15 protein-coding genes and 2 pseudogenes are annotated in these 14,454 nt (G+C 40.5%); 11 read left to right on the plus strand and 6 right to left on the minus strand.

Going from position 1 to position 14,454, the window contains the following annotated elements; all coding sequences use genetic code 11:
• Window positions 1-91 precede the first annotated feature (91 nt).
• Window positions 92-877: pseudogene (locus C3F34_RS10850) on the plus strand (TonB-dependent receptor plug domain-containing protein); the annotation flags it as partial.
• 10 nt (window positions 878-887) lie between these two features.
• Here C3F34_RS10850 and C3F34_RS10855 read toward each other — a convergent pair.
• Window positions 888-1,427: an IS630 family transposase gene (locus C3F34_RS10855; protein ID WP_126038012.1), complete on the minus strand. Its 540-nt coding sequence runs from the start codon at window positions 1,425-1,427 to the stop codon at window positions 888-890.
• A complete protein-coding gene (locus tag C3F34_RS10860) occupies window positions 1,423-1,899 on the minus strand; it encodes a helix-turn-helix domain-containing protein (RefSeq protein ID WP_004677047.1) in 477 nt (158 codons plus the stop codon). The genes C3F34_RS10855 and C3F34_RS10860 overlap by 5 nt, the downstream gene beginning before the upstream one ends.
• 58 nt (window positions 1,900-1,957) lie before the next feature.
• Here C3F34_RS10860 and C3F34_RS10865 point away from each other — a divergent pair.
• From C3F34_RS10865 to C3F34_RS10905, 9 genes and pseudogenes are all read left to right on the plus strand, one after another.
• Window positions 1,958-3,361: pseudogene (locus tag C3F34_RS10865) on the plus strand (TonB-dependent receptor); the annotation flags it as partial.
• Window positions 3,362-3,796: 435 nt separating this feature from the next.
• On the plus strand, window positions 3,797-4,357 hold the full coding sequence (locus C3F34_RS10870) for a lipocalin family protein (RefSeq protein WP_104441577.1): 561 nt from the start codon (window positions 3,797-3,799) through the stop codon (window positions 4,355-4,357).
• A gap of 124 nt (window positions 4,358-4,481) precedes the next feature.
• A complete protein-coding gene (locus C3F34_RS10875; RefSeq protein ID WP_104441578.1) occupies window positions 4,482-5,465 on the plus strand; it encodes an acyl-CoA desaturase in 984 nt (327 codons plus the stop codon).
• On the plus strand, window positions 5,462-6,730 hold the full coding sequence (locus C3F34_RS10880; protein WP_104441579.1) for an NAD(P)/FAD-dependent oxidoreductase: 1,269 nt from the start codon (window positions 5,462-5,464) through the stop codon (window positions 6,728-6,730). Before C3F34_RS10875 ends, C3F34_RS10880 begins: the two co-directional genes overlap by 4 nt.
• Window positions 6,731-6,745: 15 nt before the next feature.
• Complete coding sequence (locus tag C3F34_RS10885; protein WP_104441580.1) at window positions 6,746-7,531, plus strand: DUF1365 domain-containing protein; 786 nt, start codon at window positions 6,746-6,748, stop codon at window positions 7,529-7,531.
• A gap of 6 nt (window positions 7,532-7,537) precedes the next feature.
• Window positions 7,538-8,737: an SAM-dependent methyltransferase gene (locus C3F34_RS10890; RefSeq protein ID WP_104441581.1), complete on the plus strand. Its 1,200-nt coding sequence runs from the start codon at window positions 7,538-7,540 to the stop codon at window positions 8,735-8,737.
• Between the two features lie 27 nt (window positions 8,738-8,764).
• Window positions 8,765-9,544 carry a DUF1295 domain-containing protein gene (locus C3F34_RS10895; protein WP_104441582.1) on the plus strand — a complete coding sequence of 260 codons (780 nt, stop codon included), beginning with the start codon at window positions 8,765-8,767 and terminating at the stop codon, window positions 9,542-9,544.
• A gap of 8 nt (window positions 9,545-9,552) precedes the next feature.
• Window positions 9,553-10,602, plus strand: coding sequence for an SAM-dependent methyltransferase (locus tag C3F34_RS10900; protein ID WP_104442340.1), 1,050 nt, complete (start codon window positions 9,553-9,555; stop codon window positions 10,600-10,602).
• 33 nt (window positions 10,603-10,635) lie between these two features.
• Complete coding sequence (locus tag C3F34_RS10905) at window positions 10,636-11,964, plus strand: sensor histidine kinase (RefSeq protein ID WP_104441583.1); 1,329 nt, start codon at window positions 10,636-10,638, stop codon at window positions 11,962-11,964.
• On the opposite strand, the gene C3F34_RS10910 is transcribed toward C3F34_RS10905, so the two are convergent.
• From C3F34_RS10910 to C3F34_RS10920, 3 genes are read right to left on the minus strand one after another with little or no spacing between them, the layout of a single operon-like run.
• The gene (locus C3F34_RS10910; protein WP_104441584.1) at window positions 11,961-12,656 is read right to left on the minus strand and encodes a response regulator transcription factor; all 696 of its coding nucleotides are present in this window, start codon (window positions 12,654-12,656) and stop codon (window positions 11,961-11,963) included. The two genes, C3F34_RS10905 and C3F34_RS10910, sit on opposite strands and share 4 nt — an antisense overlap.
• 19 nt (window positions 12,657-12,675) lie before the next feature.
• Complete coding sequence (locus C3F34_RS10915; RefSeq protein WP_104441585.1) at window positions 12,676-13,176, minus strand: chalcone isomerase family protein; 501 nt, start codon at window positions 13,174-13,176, stop codon at window positions 12,676-12,678.
• Complete coding sequence (locus C3F34_RS10920; protein WP_104441586.1) at window positions 13,149-13,718, minus strand: nuclear transport factor 2 family protein; 570 nt, start codon at window positions 13,716-13,718, stop codon at window positions 13,149-13,151. Before C3F34_RS10920 ends, C3F34_RS10915 begins: the two co-directional genes overlap by 28 nt.
• A gap of 297 nt (window positions 13,719-14,015) precedes the next feature.
• On the opposite strand from C3F34_RS10920, the gene C3F34_RS10925 reads away from it, so the two are divergent.
• The gene (locus C3F34_RS10925; RefSeq protein ID WP_044740882.1) at window positions 14,016-14,228 is read left to right on the plus strand and encodes a TIGR03643 family protein; all 213 of its coding nucleotides are present in this window, start codon (window positions 14,016-14,018) and stop codon (window positions 14,226-14,228) included.
• 82 nt (window positions 14,229-14,310) lie between these two features.
• Here C3F34_RS10925 and C3F34_RS10930 read toward each other — a convergent pair whose 3' ends face one another.
• A complete protein-coding gene (locus C3F34_RS10930) occupies window positions 14,311-14,451 on the minus strand; it encodes a DUF2256 domain-containing protein (protein ID WP_104441588.1) in 141 nt (46 codons plus the stop codon).
• Window positions 14,452-14,454: the final 3 nt, after the last annotated feature.

Consider the following 14,454-nt stretch of genomic DNA (forward strand, 5'->3'; position numbering starts at 1 on the left):
AAAATAAAAAATTGGAATAAAAGTTTTTACAATAGTAATAATAATGATTACTATTTGCACCAATATTAATACTTACTATTTGGAAATAAAAATGCGCTTGTCACACTTTAGCCTTTGCTTGCTTACAACAGCAATTTGCACCCAACTTTATGCAAATGATTCCGTTGCGATAGGGGCTGAAACACAAAATGCCGAAGCGAAGCTCCCAACGATTATCATGACAGCAACACGAACACCAAAAAGTATTGCGGAAATTGCGGGGACCGTTCAAACCATTTCAGCAGATGAAATTGCACAGCAGGCAGGTACAGGTCGTAAAGTTGCTGATATTTTAGCGCAACTGGTACCTTCGCTTGCGCCAAGCAGCGGAACAAGCAGTAACTATGGCCAAACCATGCGCGGACGTAATGTACTGGTGATGATTGATGGGGTATCTCAAACAGGATCACGTGATGTCGCGCGTCAACTGAACAGTATTAGCCCGAATATGATTGATCATATTGAAGTCGTTTCGGGTGCGACCAGCATTTATGGTTCTGGCGCAACAGGCGGTATTATTAACATTATTACTAAACGAGCAGACAAATCTGAACCTGTCAGTTTTCAGACCAAATTGGGTCTGACTGCTGCCGATAATTTCCGTAGTGATAGTCTGGCTTATCAAGTTGGACAGACCGCTTCTTTTGCCCATGACAAAGTAGATGGTTTTCTGGGCGTAGACTATACCAGCCGTGGTTCACAGTTTGATGGCAATGGAGATCGTATTTCATTAAGCCCGTGGCAGGGCAGCACGATGGATACCGATACCATTGATGTAAATGGACGACTGAATTTTAATTTGACGGATAGCCAAAGTTTAAGTTTTGGTGCGCAATATTAAGTATCAACTAAAAAGTAAACATGTATTCATTACCAAAACCCTTTGAAATCTGCCCAACCCAACGCTCTATTTGATCTGCCTTCATCACCTTAAAATCCCGCCAGTTATACTTCATCTGCTTCCAAACCATCTCAATTCTATTCAGCTCAGGACTATACGCAGGTAGAAAATACAAAGTCGTTGAATACTCTTGTACAAGAAGCTTGCGCCAATCTACCATCTGTTTGCTGCGATGAATCGAGGCATTGTCAACAATCAACACCAAAGGAACTTGATAGCTGCGTTTCACCTGTGCTGCTACACCCATCAAATAGGCATAAAACCAGCGACTGTTAACGGACTCCTGTAGGCAACTGGTGATCAGATGACCCGTTGACAGCAGACAACCCATCACATTAACTCGCTTTAGTCTTACAGCATCAACCGCATGAACATCGCCTATCTTTGTCCATGCATAACGATTATCTGGCGTAGCCGAAAATCCTGTTTCGTCCACATAGCCCAATACAATTTCACCACGTGCCGCTTGCTCACGTAATGCTTCAATCTGCTGTTGCGCTTGTCCAAATGCGGTCGGGTCTCTTTTTTTTCAAGCTGTGGCGGGTGCGTTTGAAGACCATGCCTGAATCTCGCAAAAACTTGCGAAGAGTTTCAACAGACACGGATACACCGTGTTTTTCATGCAGTTTGACTCGGATTTGTTCTGCATTGAGTGGACTTGTGTTGACCCACTCTAAGATTTGAGCCTGATAGTTTGAGGTCAGTGTATTGGGACGGCCTGAGCGATGACCTTCTTGAATCGATTCAAACTGATGTAGCTCCCAATGTCGGCGTTGTAGCCTTATGGTTTCTGGGATACGCTCTTGTAACGCAGCAACTTCGGCAACAGTTTTACCTTCGGAAAGCCAGAGAATGGTTTGGGCACGTTGTCTTTCACGCCAATGTGCTGCATGCTTGGTCAGGAGAATTAGTTGTGCACGCTGTTCTAAGCTGAGTGGGACGGTAACAATCCGTGGCATGTGCAAACATCGGTTAACCAAAAATGTCTTTTCGCATGTTTAGTTGTTTTTGTCAACTTATAAAGATGAACAAGATACCGAATATGGCCCTGATTATTCTTATCTACAGACAAAAACAGAACCTTCTTTAAAAGCAATTAAGGGGTGGAGCTTAGACAAGCAACCATTCACTGAACGCTATGCTTTTAATACGCAATATCAAAATCAGGATTTTTTAGGGCAAATACTAAAGGTAGAAGCTTACTATCGAAATGAAAAATCTAGATTTGTCCCTTATGGCTACTCGAAAGATGGTGTGAGTGTTAAACAAAGCCAGTCCAATGTGGACTATGCGGGCATTCGCTCGACCTTACAATCCGATTTGAAAGTGGCAGATCGTGAGTTAAAACTGACTTATGGTTTGGACTATGACTGGGAAAAAGATCATCAGTGGGCAGACTTTTATCTGCCTAGCAACACAGGTTTAGTTTATACCCCAACAGGCGAAACACAAGGTTCAGGCCCAGATACTCAAATTCAGAATATCGGGACTTTTTTACAAGGGGATTATGCTTTAACTGATCGCCTCAATGTACAGGCAGGTGTACGTTATCAATATGTCCAAGCGGATACTGACAGTTATTTAACAGCACGTAAGCCTTATACCTTAATGGCAGCGGATTCGACAGATTCAGATAAATTTCTGTTCAATTTAGGGACTGTTTACAAACTGACAGATGCGCAACAACTTTATGCTAATTTCTCTCAAGGCTATAGCTATCCAGATGTACAACGCGTATTACGTGATGTCGCAGCATATACCTTAACGACTTCGGGTATTGAGCCAATTACGGTCAATAGCTATGAATTGGGTTGGCGTCTAAATCAAGATTCAGGTTTAAATTTAGGTTTAACAGGCTTTTACAATACTTCTGATAAAGTCGTGCAATTTAACTCTGACCGATCTGTCAATGTAGTCGATACCGATCAACGCATTTATGGTGCAGAAGCCACTGTGAGTTATCCATTTATGGAGAACTATAAAGTGGGGGGAACTTTGGGTTATACCCGTGGTCAGTACAAAGATGCAGCGGATAATTGGCATGAGTTAAATGCTTTTGCAGTTTCACCAATGAAAGGCACTTTATTTGCAGAATGGAGCAATACTGAAGGTTATGGTGTACGCGCTCAAATGTTAGCCATTAAAGGGACAGACAAAGCTTATAAAGATGATCTGGCGTTAAAAGCAGCTGGAATTACAGATAGTAACAGCGCGGCAGAGATCAAGGGGTATACCATCATGGATGTGTTGGCGCATTTCCCTATGGCAAAAGGTCGAGTCGATTTCGGGGTTTATAATGTATGGGATAAGCAATATAAAACCGTATTTGCTCAACAAGCTGCGGTGACGAATGCCAATTCACTTCTGGCAATTCCTGCGGAAGGACGAACCTTTGCGTTAAGTTATACTTTTAAATATTGATTTGAATGCAAAAGTGCCCGTAATGATTTACGGGTACTTTTAAAAAATTGCCCAAGACAACTGATAGAGCATACATCCACGACAAGATGAGCAACGAATCGAATAAAAGGTTCAGTCATGTCAACCGTTCTGCACTGATGACGAACTTTATCGTCAGCTCACAGCAAACTCCCTCGTTCATCTTTCATTTACCCCAATTTCTTATAGATTATCGAATTGCTTTTACTGCAAAGCATTCAGTTTTGTATTCTTTTACTTTTGCATACGCTTTAGTAGGTAAATATCCACTACAGTATTTAGAAGTGGTTTTATTACCCAGTTAAAAATAATCAATTGCCTAAACATTATTTTGCAGCAGGGTTGTCCTTATGAATTCACGCTTTGTTCACAACGGGGTCATGTATTTTGCATGAAACATTACAGATAGGTTAAGCAATGCAAAATTTCTTCAAAAGCTTTCTGAGCCATGCTGCGATTGTTAGTATCGGTTTATTCTCATCATTAGCCGTTCAGGCCGAAAACCCAAAACCGCAAGCCGTCCCCCAGATTGATATTAATAAATATGTTGGCAAATGGTATGAAATCGCACATTTTCCAATGTACTTTCAACGTAATTGTGCCAGCGATACGACTGCAAACTACTCCCTAAATTTAGATAAGACTGTGGCTGTATTGAATAGCTGTCGTATCAAAACAGGTGAAACCATTTCCTCTCAAGGGGTGGCTTATCCGCAAAATGCAGGAAATAGTCAGTTAAAAGTCAGTTTTTTGCCTACAGGACTAAGATGGATTCCTTTTACTCAAGGGGATTATTGGGTACTTCGAGTAGATCCTGAGTATAAGGTTGCACTGGTGGGCGGTCCTAGTCACAAATACTTATGGATACTGTCACGTGATCCGAAAATAGATGAGTCAATCTATCAATCTTACTTACAAACAGCTCGTCAATATGGGTATGATGTGACTAAATTAGTTAGAACAGCACATCAAAATTAACCCATTCAATGCACTGTGATTTTTCTGGTCCACGATGAAACTTAGGAGTGAACTTCACATAAATTTCATATCGTGTTCCATAAAATGAAAAGCAAATATAAAAACTCAAAATGCGGAAGAAACAATGTCCAAATTTTTTCTACGCTGGATGGATAGCTGGTCGGGTGATGTAAAAACCCAAACAGTGCAGCCAGACAGTCCATCCAAAGACTCAAAAATTCAATGGTTGCGTATCTCGCCTTTCATTCTATTGCATCTTGCAGTTTTTGCCGTGTTTTGGGTGGGAGTATCGAAATTCGCAGTGCTGTTTATGCTGGGGTTTTATCTCATTCGAATGTTTGCAATCACGGCATTTTTTCATCGCTATTTATCGCATAAAACCTTCCAAACTTCTCGTATTGTCCAGTTCATTTTTATTTTAATTGGAACCATGAGTGCGCAACGTGGGCCTTTATGGTGGGCCGCCCATCATCGTTATCACCATCGGTTTACCGATACGGAACAAGACCCGCATTCTTCAACGCAGGGTTTTTGGTATAGCCATATTGGTTGGTTTCTGAATGATTACAATTTCAAGATTCGTAAAGAAGTGGTGAAAGATTGGTTGAAATATCCCGAATTGGTCTGGTTGGATCGTTTCAGTCTCCCTGTCGTATTACTCACGGCAGTCACCATTTATGGGTTGGGAGAATGGTTGGCTGTCGCATATCCACAGCTTGAAACTACGGGACCCCAATTATTGGTCTGGGGCTTTGCCATTTCAACAGTATTATTGATTCATGCCACACTCTGTATCAACTCTCTTGCACATCTATATGGTTCACGAGATTTTGACACGACAGATCAGAGCCGTAACAATTTTTTTCTTTCGATTATTACCCTTGGCGAGGGGTGGCATAACAACCATCATTATTATGCAGGAAGTACCCGACAGGGATTTTATTGGTGGCAAATTGATGTGACTTACTACGTATTAAAAATCCTGTCATGGTTAGGCTTGGTTTGGGCTTTAAAGCCAGTGCCAGCTCGAATTTATACTGCAAGTCGCCGTAATAACACATTACTTCAGCTTGAGACAAAAAAATTAAAAAAGGAAGATTGTTTATGAAGATTGCGGTTATCGGCTCGGGTATTTCAGGCATATATGCAGCGTGGAAATTATCGGCACAGCATCAAGTCACAATCTATGAAAAAAATCATTATTTTGGTGGGCATACCGATACACATCATTTTCAAATTGAGGGGCAGAGCATCGCTGTAGATAGTGGCTTTATCGTATTTAATGATTACAACTATCCATTGTTTAGTGAGATGCTGGCAAAACTCGCAGTAGAGGCACAAGCCAGTGATATGAGCTTTTCGGTCAATAACTGTGTCACAGGCTTACAATACAATCCGTCAAAAAAATGGTCATTGCTCACGCGTCCGCAAAATTTTTTCAATAAAAACTTTCGACATATGTTGGCCGATTTACTTCGTTTTTACCAAGAAAATAAAGACTTATCGATAAGTGACTATGACGCCGAGATGAGTATTGAAAGCTATTTAGACCAACATGGTTATTCAGAAGCTTTTCGCCATGAGCATTTATATCCAATGTGTGGGGCTTTATGGTCAGCTCCAGTCGATCAGGTCGGGCAGATTCCTTATAAGTTTGTGGTCAGTTTTTTCCAGCATCATCGTATGCTTCAGTTAAAAGAGAGACCACAATGGAAAACTGTCAAACAGGGTTCAAATCGCTATATTCAGGCAATTCAACAGCAATGCCCCACAATTCAGTGGGAAAACTTAGCGGTACAGCAGGTTCGACGTTATCCAGACCACGTACAAGTTCAAACAGAAGCAGGTTTACATACTTTTGACTGGGTGATATTTGCCAGTCATGGCGATGATACACTTGCATTATTAGAAAATCCGACGGATCTAGAACGAGAAATTTTAGGAAGTTTTACTTATCAAGATAATCATATGGTGGTTCACCATGATACTTCAATTATGCCAAAACAACGCTCGCAATGGGCAAGTTGGCATGTACATGTGACACCAAAAGATCAATCAGCGCTAGATTCATCGACTACTCATTATGGTTTTACATACTGGATGAATAATTTGCAAAATTTGAAATGTAAAACTCAAATCTTTGCCACTTTAAATCCGAATATGAAGATTGATCCTGCCAAAATACTGGTGCAACGACATTATCGTCATCCTGTATTTGATGAAAAAGCGATTCAGGCTCAAGGGCGGTGGCATGAATTACAGGGGCTAAATCGTACTGCGTATTGTGGGGCTTATTGGGGGTGGGGCTTTCATGAAGATGGTGCACGTAGTGCTGCGCGTGTGGTTGATTATTTGACCAGTTATGCTCATTAATAAAGGAGCTTACAGATGTTGAATACTCCGCTGGCTATTGCTGAGGCATGCATCCGACATCGGCGATATGCACCTAAAGCACATAGTTTTGAATCTAAATTGAGCTATTTATGGTTTGATCCAGATCAGTTAGAAAGTTTTACCCATAAATCACCTTTTTGGTCCGCTCAGCACTGGAATATTCTGAATCTGTATAGTGCCGACTTTTTAACAGACTATCATGGCAGTCTTAGACAAAAGGTCCAAAAAGCCGTATTGCAATATGCGAATGTCATGTTATCTCCAACTTCACAAATACGCATTCTGGCTTTACCACGTTGTTTGGGCATTCGGTTTAATTCCGTAGTTTTCTATTTTATTTTTGATCAACAGCATCAGCAGCCGATTTTTATTCTCAGTGAAATCACCAATACCCCATGGAATGAACGCAAGGTGTATCTGCATGATTGTCGCCAGCGACCACAAGTCCATGGTGATTTTAAGGGGTATGAGTTCAATTTTGAAAAATCATTTCATGTTTCGCCATTTATGCCGATGGAACTTGATTATCGCTGGCGGTTTAACTTTTCAGACTCACTGAATGTGATTCACATGCAACTGTTTGAACAACAAAAACAGATATTTGATGCCACGATGCGCTTTCGTTTGAATCCCATCACATTTCCTTCACAACAACATTATTATGCTCTGAGATATAGTCTAGAACCTTTAAAAATGATGGCTTCTATTTATGTTCAAGCCTTGAGGTTATGGTTGAAAAAGGTTCCATTTTATCGGCATCCGAAAAAGAATAAGGATTAATCCCTCATGATGAAAGCATTACGTTATGGTGAGCAAGCTTCATTGCCATTTTTACTTAGAAGCCTACTCAGACTACGTCATGGACAAATTACTTTTCGTGGCGTATGGAATGGTACTGTTGGAGAGGCTTCAGATTTGCATGCTGTGATTGAGGTACACAATCCGGATGTCATGCAGTTGATATTCAAACAAGGCGTATTAGGTGCTGCCGAAAGCTATATTCGTGGAGACTGGAAAAGTGATGATCTGGTCGAACTTATACAGATTTTGGCTCGAAATCGTGAAGTGTTGGATAAGATTAATCAAAATGCCATGGCGCAACTGAGCCAGTTTGTACTGAAAAACTGGTACAGAACTCGGAGCAATACCCTGAGTGGTAGCCGTAAAAACATCGCAGAACACTACGATCTCAGTAACGATTTTTTTAAACTTTTTCTCGATCAATCCATGATGTATTCCAGTGCAGTCTTCGAATCTGTAGATATGTCTTTGGAAGCTGCCTCCGATTTAAAAAAAGAGTTGATCTGTCAAAAACTACAACTAAAACCTTTAGATCATTTGGTCGAGATTGGAAGCGGTTGGGGCGGTTTTGCAATTTATGCGGCTCAACATTATGGCTGTAAAGTCACCACCATCACTATTTCTCAAGCGCAATTTGATGAAGCTGTGGCTCGTGTGCATGCAGCAGGTTTAAGTCACCGAGTTGATGTGCAATTAAAAGACTATCGTTTGTTAGAAGGTAAGTATGACAAATTGGTGTCAATTGAGATGATTGAGGCTGTAGGTGAACAGTATCTTCCAACCTATTTTAAAAAATGTCGTGATTTACTTAAGCCACAAGGGCTGGCACTGATTCAAGCCATCACCATTGAAGATGCGCGCTATCAAAAAGCGCTGCGAACAGTTGATTTTATTAAACGCTATATTTTCCCTGGTAGCTTTATTCCGTGCATAAGCGTGTTGACAGAGAGAGCGTCGCAACAAAAGTTAAGATTGAAACAGCTTGATGATATTGGACTCAGCTATGCCCAGACTATCCATCATTGGCGTGAGCGCTTTCTCAATGCGAAAGAGCAGGTTTTACAGTTAGGTTTTGATGAAAACTTTATTCGGATGTGGGACTTTTATTTATGTTATTGCGAAGGCGGCTTCAAAGAAGGCGTAATTAGCGATGTACATATGTTATTTGAAGCTAGCAGTCATTAATTTGGCAAATCGAGAAAGGGGAAGAGGATGTTCGTTAAGCTCGTAATCTTGAACCTTGCGATTATGTTGTGTTGTTGGGTTTGGGCAACATTCAACCGCCGTGTAGGCATTGTGGATGTTGCTTGGAGTGGCTGTCTTGCTTTAAATATCATGCTGACAGCTATTTTTGTTGATTTAGCTCCGATGCCTATCCGTCTGTTCATTGGCATTTTGAGTGGTGTTTGGTTTATTCGATTGAGCGCGCATTTATTGCGACGTTATCTTGCCGAACAGCACGAAGATACGCGTTATGCCAATATGCGCCGTGCTATGGGGAAATTTCAGCACTTTGGTTTTTTACTGTTTTTTATTTTTCAGGCGGGTTTAGTTGTTTTGTTTTACCGGCCAATGTGGGCTTTATTAACAACGCCTCAACAGGATTGGAGTGTTAGCTATCCCGTATTTTTGGCTGTTGCTGCACTTATTTTAGTCCTCGCGTTTGTGGGGGAGACGATTGCTGACCAGCAGCTCTATCGTTTTAAACAACAGCCCCAACATCGTGGTTTAACCATGGATCAAGGACTGTGGCGTTATTCACGCCATCCCAACTATTTTTTTGAATGGATTCATTGGTTTGCCTATCCTATTTTAGGGGTGGCAGCTGGACTCCACTTGCTCTGGGTATATCCTGTGTTGATGTGGCTATTTTTGTATTACATCACGGGTATTCCGTTTAGCGAGCAACAAGCACTTAAAAATCGTGGGCAGAATTATCTCGATTATCAACAGCGGACTTCAATGTTCATTCCGTGGAAACCCAAAAAGTAGGTACGCACATGGATTATATAATTCAAAAATCATTAAAACTGGTTGAAAGTGGTTTAATTCCAGACCAAGCCATTCGGGCTGCTATCCGTAGCTTAAGCAAAAAGCGTTTGATTCAAGAGGGTCGTTATGATCCTGAACAGGCAGCACAGCGTTATATGGATGTGCTGAATATGCTCAAGCAGAGTGAAATCGCCATTGAAACCGAGAAAGCCAATGAGCAGCATTATGAGTTGCCGACCCAATTTTTTCAGGCAGTATTAGGTAAGCGGCTGAAATATAGTGCATGTTATTTTGCGCATGAAACGACCACTTTAGATCAAGCTGAAGAGTTTGCTTTGCAACTCTACGGTGAGCGAGCAAAGTTGCAAGATGGTCAAAGCATATTAGAGTTAGGCTGCGGTTGGGGATCATTCAGCTTATGGATGGCTGAGCGTTACCCAAATGCGCATATTACCGCTGTTTCAAATTCAAAAACGCAGCGTGAACATATTTTAGAGCAGGCAAGAATTCGTGGCTTTCAGAATATTGAAGTCTTAACCTGCGATGTGAATATTTTGGAACTTGAGCCAAATCATTTTGATCGGGTAGTTTCTGTTGAAATGTTTGAGCATGTACGAAATTATCAGCGCTTATTTGAAAAAATTAATGGTTGGCTCAAGCCTGAAGGTTTATTGTGGTGTCATATATTCTGTCATCGTTTTTTACATTATCCGTTTGAGATAAAATCTGAATATGACTGGATGTCAAAATACTTTTTTACAGGCGGACTGATGCCTTCGGTCTCTACCTTTTTACATTTTCAAGAGCATTTAGAACTCAAACAGCATTGGCAATGGTCTGGTCAGCATTATGAACGTACTGCAAATGCTTGGCTGGATAATATGGATGCACATCAAGAGCAACTTAAACCGATCTTTGAGCAAACCTATGGCAAAGAGGCGGACGCTTGGTGGCAACGCTGGAGAATATTTTTCATGGCATGCGCGGAACTGTTTGGTTTTGAACAAGGGCAAGAGTGGGTGATTGGTCATTTCTTATTTTATAAAAAGACCCCTTAACTCACCGCTGCTGATCATACCTAAGGAAAAGATATGCAGAAATCCCAGACACATAGTTTTCAAAAGCATGCCTTAACTGAAATTTTCAATCGTTATTATTGGTTGCAAATTGGGCTGATTGCCTTGTCAATTGTGGTCGGGATAGGCTGTAGTGCTTGGATCATTAAAGGTTCCTTATTAAAGACGGCATTAGAACAAGAAATGGAGCATTATTGGTCGCGTGTGGCACGCGATCCAGACGCCGATTTGCCTGATACCAAAAACCTTTATGGTTATCGCTGGAATACTCGTACGCCACCTCAACAGTTTCGGAACATGCACTTAAATATAGGAGTCAATCGTATTTGGGTGGATGGCAAAGAGCGTATGACGGTATATGGCGAAAAAAACGGCCAACACGTTTTGCTGGTCTTTGGTGAAAGTAATGTCAATAAGTTGGTCTGGTTATTTGGATTAGCTCCCCTCATGTTCAGCCTGTTTATTCTTTACAGTTTTTTATGGTGGTCAAACCGTCGTGCTAGACGTTATTTCTCACCGATTACTCGGCTTGCAAACGCTTTAGAACATATAGATTGGGCACATCAAAAGACTCAAGCATCTCCCTTTCAAGATATTTACACCAACGGCAATATGGAAGCAGAATATCTGAAGCAGGCACTAGAAAAGTATCATGATGTCTTGAGTGAATTTATTCAGCGTGAACGCGAATTTACTGGTGATGTTAGCCATGAATTACGCACGCCACTGACGATTTTAAAAGGTAATGTACAGCTTTGTCAGGCTCGATATGGACAAGATAAAGTATTTACCCGCTTAAATAACACCATTGATGATATGCAGCTTCTGGTCGACACTCTATTGGCGATTGCACGAAATACCACTCAGCATATTGCTTCAGAGCAGATGTTATTGTCTGAAATTATTGATGATTTGGTCGATTCCTTGCATGCAGTTAGTCAAAGTAAGGGGATGCAAATTTATGTGCAGCAGGATACATCTGAGCAGCTTAGAAACTTGTACCCCTCTATGACTAAAATGGTGCTGAGTAATATTCTCCGAAATGCATTGAATTATTCGCAAGGTTCAGAAATTCAGATTATTCAACAAAAGCATAGTCTGCTGATTGCGGATAATGGCATTGGAATCAATTTACCAAATGATGCCAAGGTGCAAGAATTGAAGAGCACAGCACTTGGCTTCGAAATAAAAGGACATGGTATCGGTTTACAATTGGTTGAAAAACTCTGTAAACAGTTGGGTTGGCGAGTGGAACTGTTCGATCGCGAATATTATATGTCTATTCATCCTGAACTTAATTTGGCAGCAAATACAGGTTTGGTGGTTGTGGTTTATTTTTACTAGTGATCTTGGGATTCCAACGAAATTTTTACACCTACACCTGAAACAGTATGCAGTAGTTTTTGCGGGAAAGGTTTATCAATCATTTTGCGTAGGTTGTAAATATGACTACGTAAAGCATCACTTTCTGGTTCTTCATCACCCCATAGTTCAATCATAATTTCTTGTTTAGTAATCACCTTTGGTGAGTTACGCATTAAGATTTTAAGTAGTTTGAACTGAATTGGAGGGAGCTCAATAGCTTGTCCAGCACGGGATACAGTTTGCGTGGCACTATCTAATACAAGATCATGAATTCGCAACTTATGATGGGTGACCTCACCCAAAGCACGTTTAATCAAGGCACGAATGCGCATGACCAATTCATTAAAATCGAAAGGTTTAACCAGATAATCATCAGTACCAGATGCAAAGCCTTTAAGTTTGTCATCTAGTGTGTCACGTGCTGTAAGCATGAGTACAGGAATATCCAGATTTTGCTGATGACGAAGCCATTCGCACAACTCATAACCAGAACCATCGGGTAAATTAATATCTAATAATAATAAATTATAGTGTTGTGACTTGAGCAAAGTTTTTGCAGCATCCAAATTTCGAGCATGATCGATTACATAGTCATGGGCTTCCAAAAACTCGCAGACAGTTGCTGCCAATTCGAAATGATCCTCGACCATCAGAATAAAGTGATTACTCATATGCTTAAAAGAATGCCAATTAATTTAATAGTTGTTGCTTTAATTTAGCATTAAATGGGGCACTGCCAAACCAGATTTTAAAATATTGATTGGCATTCGCATCACGAATTTCTCCTAGCTTTTTTTGATTAAGTTTTAGCTCAAGCTTTTGATTTTCATGTTGATAAACCAGACTATAGTGATCTCCGACTTTAACAGGTCGGTAGAGTTGGGTAATTTGATTTAATTCTGATTTTTCAGTAAAGCCCGTAACATTTTTCTTTAAAAAATAGGTCGCAGCCTGCTTAAACGCCCATTCTGGAATGTCGTGGCTATAGTTAAAATCTAAGCGGATGGTCTGGTTGTCCCACGGCTTTTGGCAGTTGACCGCGAAATAGCTCACTGTACCCACATTTTTTTTGGTTACAACCAGAGGTGCGCTGTTACATTTTTCCAGACTGGCTGCACTTGTGGAAAGGTTGACCATACATGTAGTTGCACCGATCAAGCCAATCAGGATTTTTTGAATGGTAATACCCATTTGTATGCACCTCCAAAAACAGGGAGTGAACGATATAGACCGTTGGCAGGGTCCCAGTAATCTTGCTGAAAAATGATTTGTTGGTTTGAATTGATCTTGATCTCGCTAATTCCATACGACGCCATGGTTTTAGTCCGCCCAAACATTTTAAAGTCGTAAGCCATATACCAATGAATGTAGGCTGAATCTTGATGATGGGTTGCGCTGATCAGTTTGACGCTGACGTTGCTGACGCGATTATTCATACCTTTAAAATGCTTGATCAGCTCTTGCTTATTGGAAAACTGAGATAACGTATCATTAATATGCAATTGATCTGCATACAGACTACTTGCTTGAGTAACAAAGTTGGATGTACCCAAAGTATTGAAGGCAGCGACAAAACGTGAGCCTATATCGTGGGCTTGTTCATCATTGAAGGGAATGCCTTTTATCTTCTGATCTGCTTGACTGTAGTCACTGCTATAACTTGGAAGACTTTTACAGGCAGTTAGACTGAAAACTGCGATAGTCGTGGTGATTAGTGTCGTCAAAATTTTCATCACACTATTTCCTTGGTTTTTATTTAATGTAAGAAAGCTGGTGTGAAGCGAATGTGAATAGCTTTTTCTAGCAACTCCACGTTATAAAACTAAAAAAATCACAAAAAATTCATGTTACTTTTTTTAAGATTAACAACAAACAGAAAGCCGCTAATTCAATACAAGTGAGCATGAGTACATGAGCATTTAGGTTTGAATATCATCCTAAAAATAGTTTTAGCTTAGAATTTTATCCAAGAGAGTATTGTGAATATTACCAACATATTCGTTGAGCAAGAGTTGTCCAGAATTATTGAAATGGCTTGGGAGGATAGAACACCTTTTGAAGCGATCCAACGTGAGTATGGATTAGATGAGTCTGCGGTCATTCGTCTAATGCGGCAGAATTTAAAATCTGGCAGTTTTAAATTGTGGCGCAAACGTATGGCAGGTCGTAAGAGCAAACACCAACAATTACGATCACCAGATATTAGTAGAGCTTATTGTTCACGTCAGTATAAGCATGCATAGCGATAAGGCGTGGCTATCGAAAAATTAAATTTGTTTGAACAAGATATAGGTCAATCCATTGTAATGCTATGACTAGACTTATTCACCGAGTTAACCGAGCTTGTCGTTTACATCTTTCAGAACAATATTTGACTTCGTCCCAGCAACGCTGCCATTTTTTTCGCCATGTAAAAGGACGTTTGCAATACATGCATATTTTTTCTGGTAAATGCTGTTTTTTCATGTT

The sequence above is a fragment of the Acinetobacter sp. ACNIH2 genome, from assembly GCF_002934965.1.
Classification (GTDB): Bacteria; Pseudomonadota; Gammaproteobacteria; order Pseudomonadales; family Moraxellaceae; genus Acinetobacter; species Acinetobacter tandoii.

Coding starts and splice junctions, on each gene's coding strand:
- C3F34_RS10860 (WP_004677047.1), bottom strand. CDS start 1,899: ATGCCACGGATTGTTACCGTCCCACTCAGCTTAGAACAGCGTGCACAA.
- C3F34_RS10870 (WP_104441577.1), top strand. CDS start 3,797: ATGCAAAATTTCTTCAAAAGCTTTCTGAGCCATGCTGCGATTGTTAGT.
- C3F34_RS10875 (WP_104441578.1), top strand. CDS start 4,482: ATGTCCAAATTTTTTCTACGCTGGATGGATAGCTGGTCGGGTGATGTA.
- C3F34_RS10880 (WP_104441579.1), top strand. CDS start 5,462: ATGAAGATTGCGGTTATCGGCTCGGGTATTTCAGGCATATATGCAGCG.
- C3F34_RS10885 (WP_104441580.1), top strand. CDS start 6,746: ATGTTGAATACTCCGCTGGCTATTGCTGAGGCATGCATCCGACATCGG.
- C3F34_RS10890 (WP_104441581.1), top strand. CDS start 7,538: ATGATGAAAGCATTACGTTATGGTGAGCAAGCTTCATTGCCATTTTTA.
- C3F34_RS10895 (WP_104441582.1), top strand. CDS start 8,765: ATGTTCGTTAAGCTCGTAATCTTGAACCTTGCGATTATGTTGTGTTGT.
- C3F34_RS10900 (WP_104442340.1), top strand. CDS start 9,553: ATGGATTATATAATTCAAAAATCATTAAAACTGGTTGAAAGTGGTTTA.
- C3F34_RS10905 (WP_104441583.1), top strand. CDS start 10,636: ATGCAGAAATCCCAGACACATAGTTTTCAAAAGCATGCCTTAACTGAA.
- C3F34_RS10910 (WP_104441584.1), bottom strand. CDS start 12,656: ATGAGTAATCACTTTATTCTGATGGTCGAGGATCATTTCGAATTGGCA.
- C3F34_RS10915 (WP_104441585.1), bottom strand. CDS start 13,176: ATGGGTATTACCATTCAAAAAATCCTGATTGGCTTGATCGGTGCAACT.
- C3F34_RS10920 (WP_104441586.1), bottom strand. CDS start 13,718: ATGAAAATTTTGACGACACTAATCACCACGACTATCGCAGTTTTCAGT.
- C3F34_RS10925 (WP_044740882.1), top strand. CDS start 14,016: ATGGCTTGGGAGGATAGAACACCTTTTGAAGCGATCCAACGTGAGTAT.
- C3F34_RS10930 (WP_104441588.1), bottom strand. CDS start 14,451: ATGAAAAAACAGCATTTACCAGAAAAAATATGCATGTATTGCAAACGT.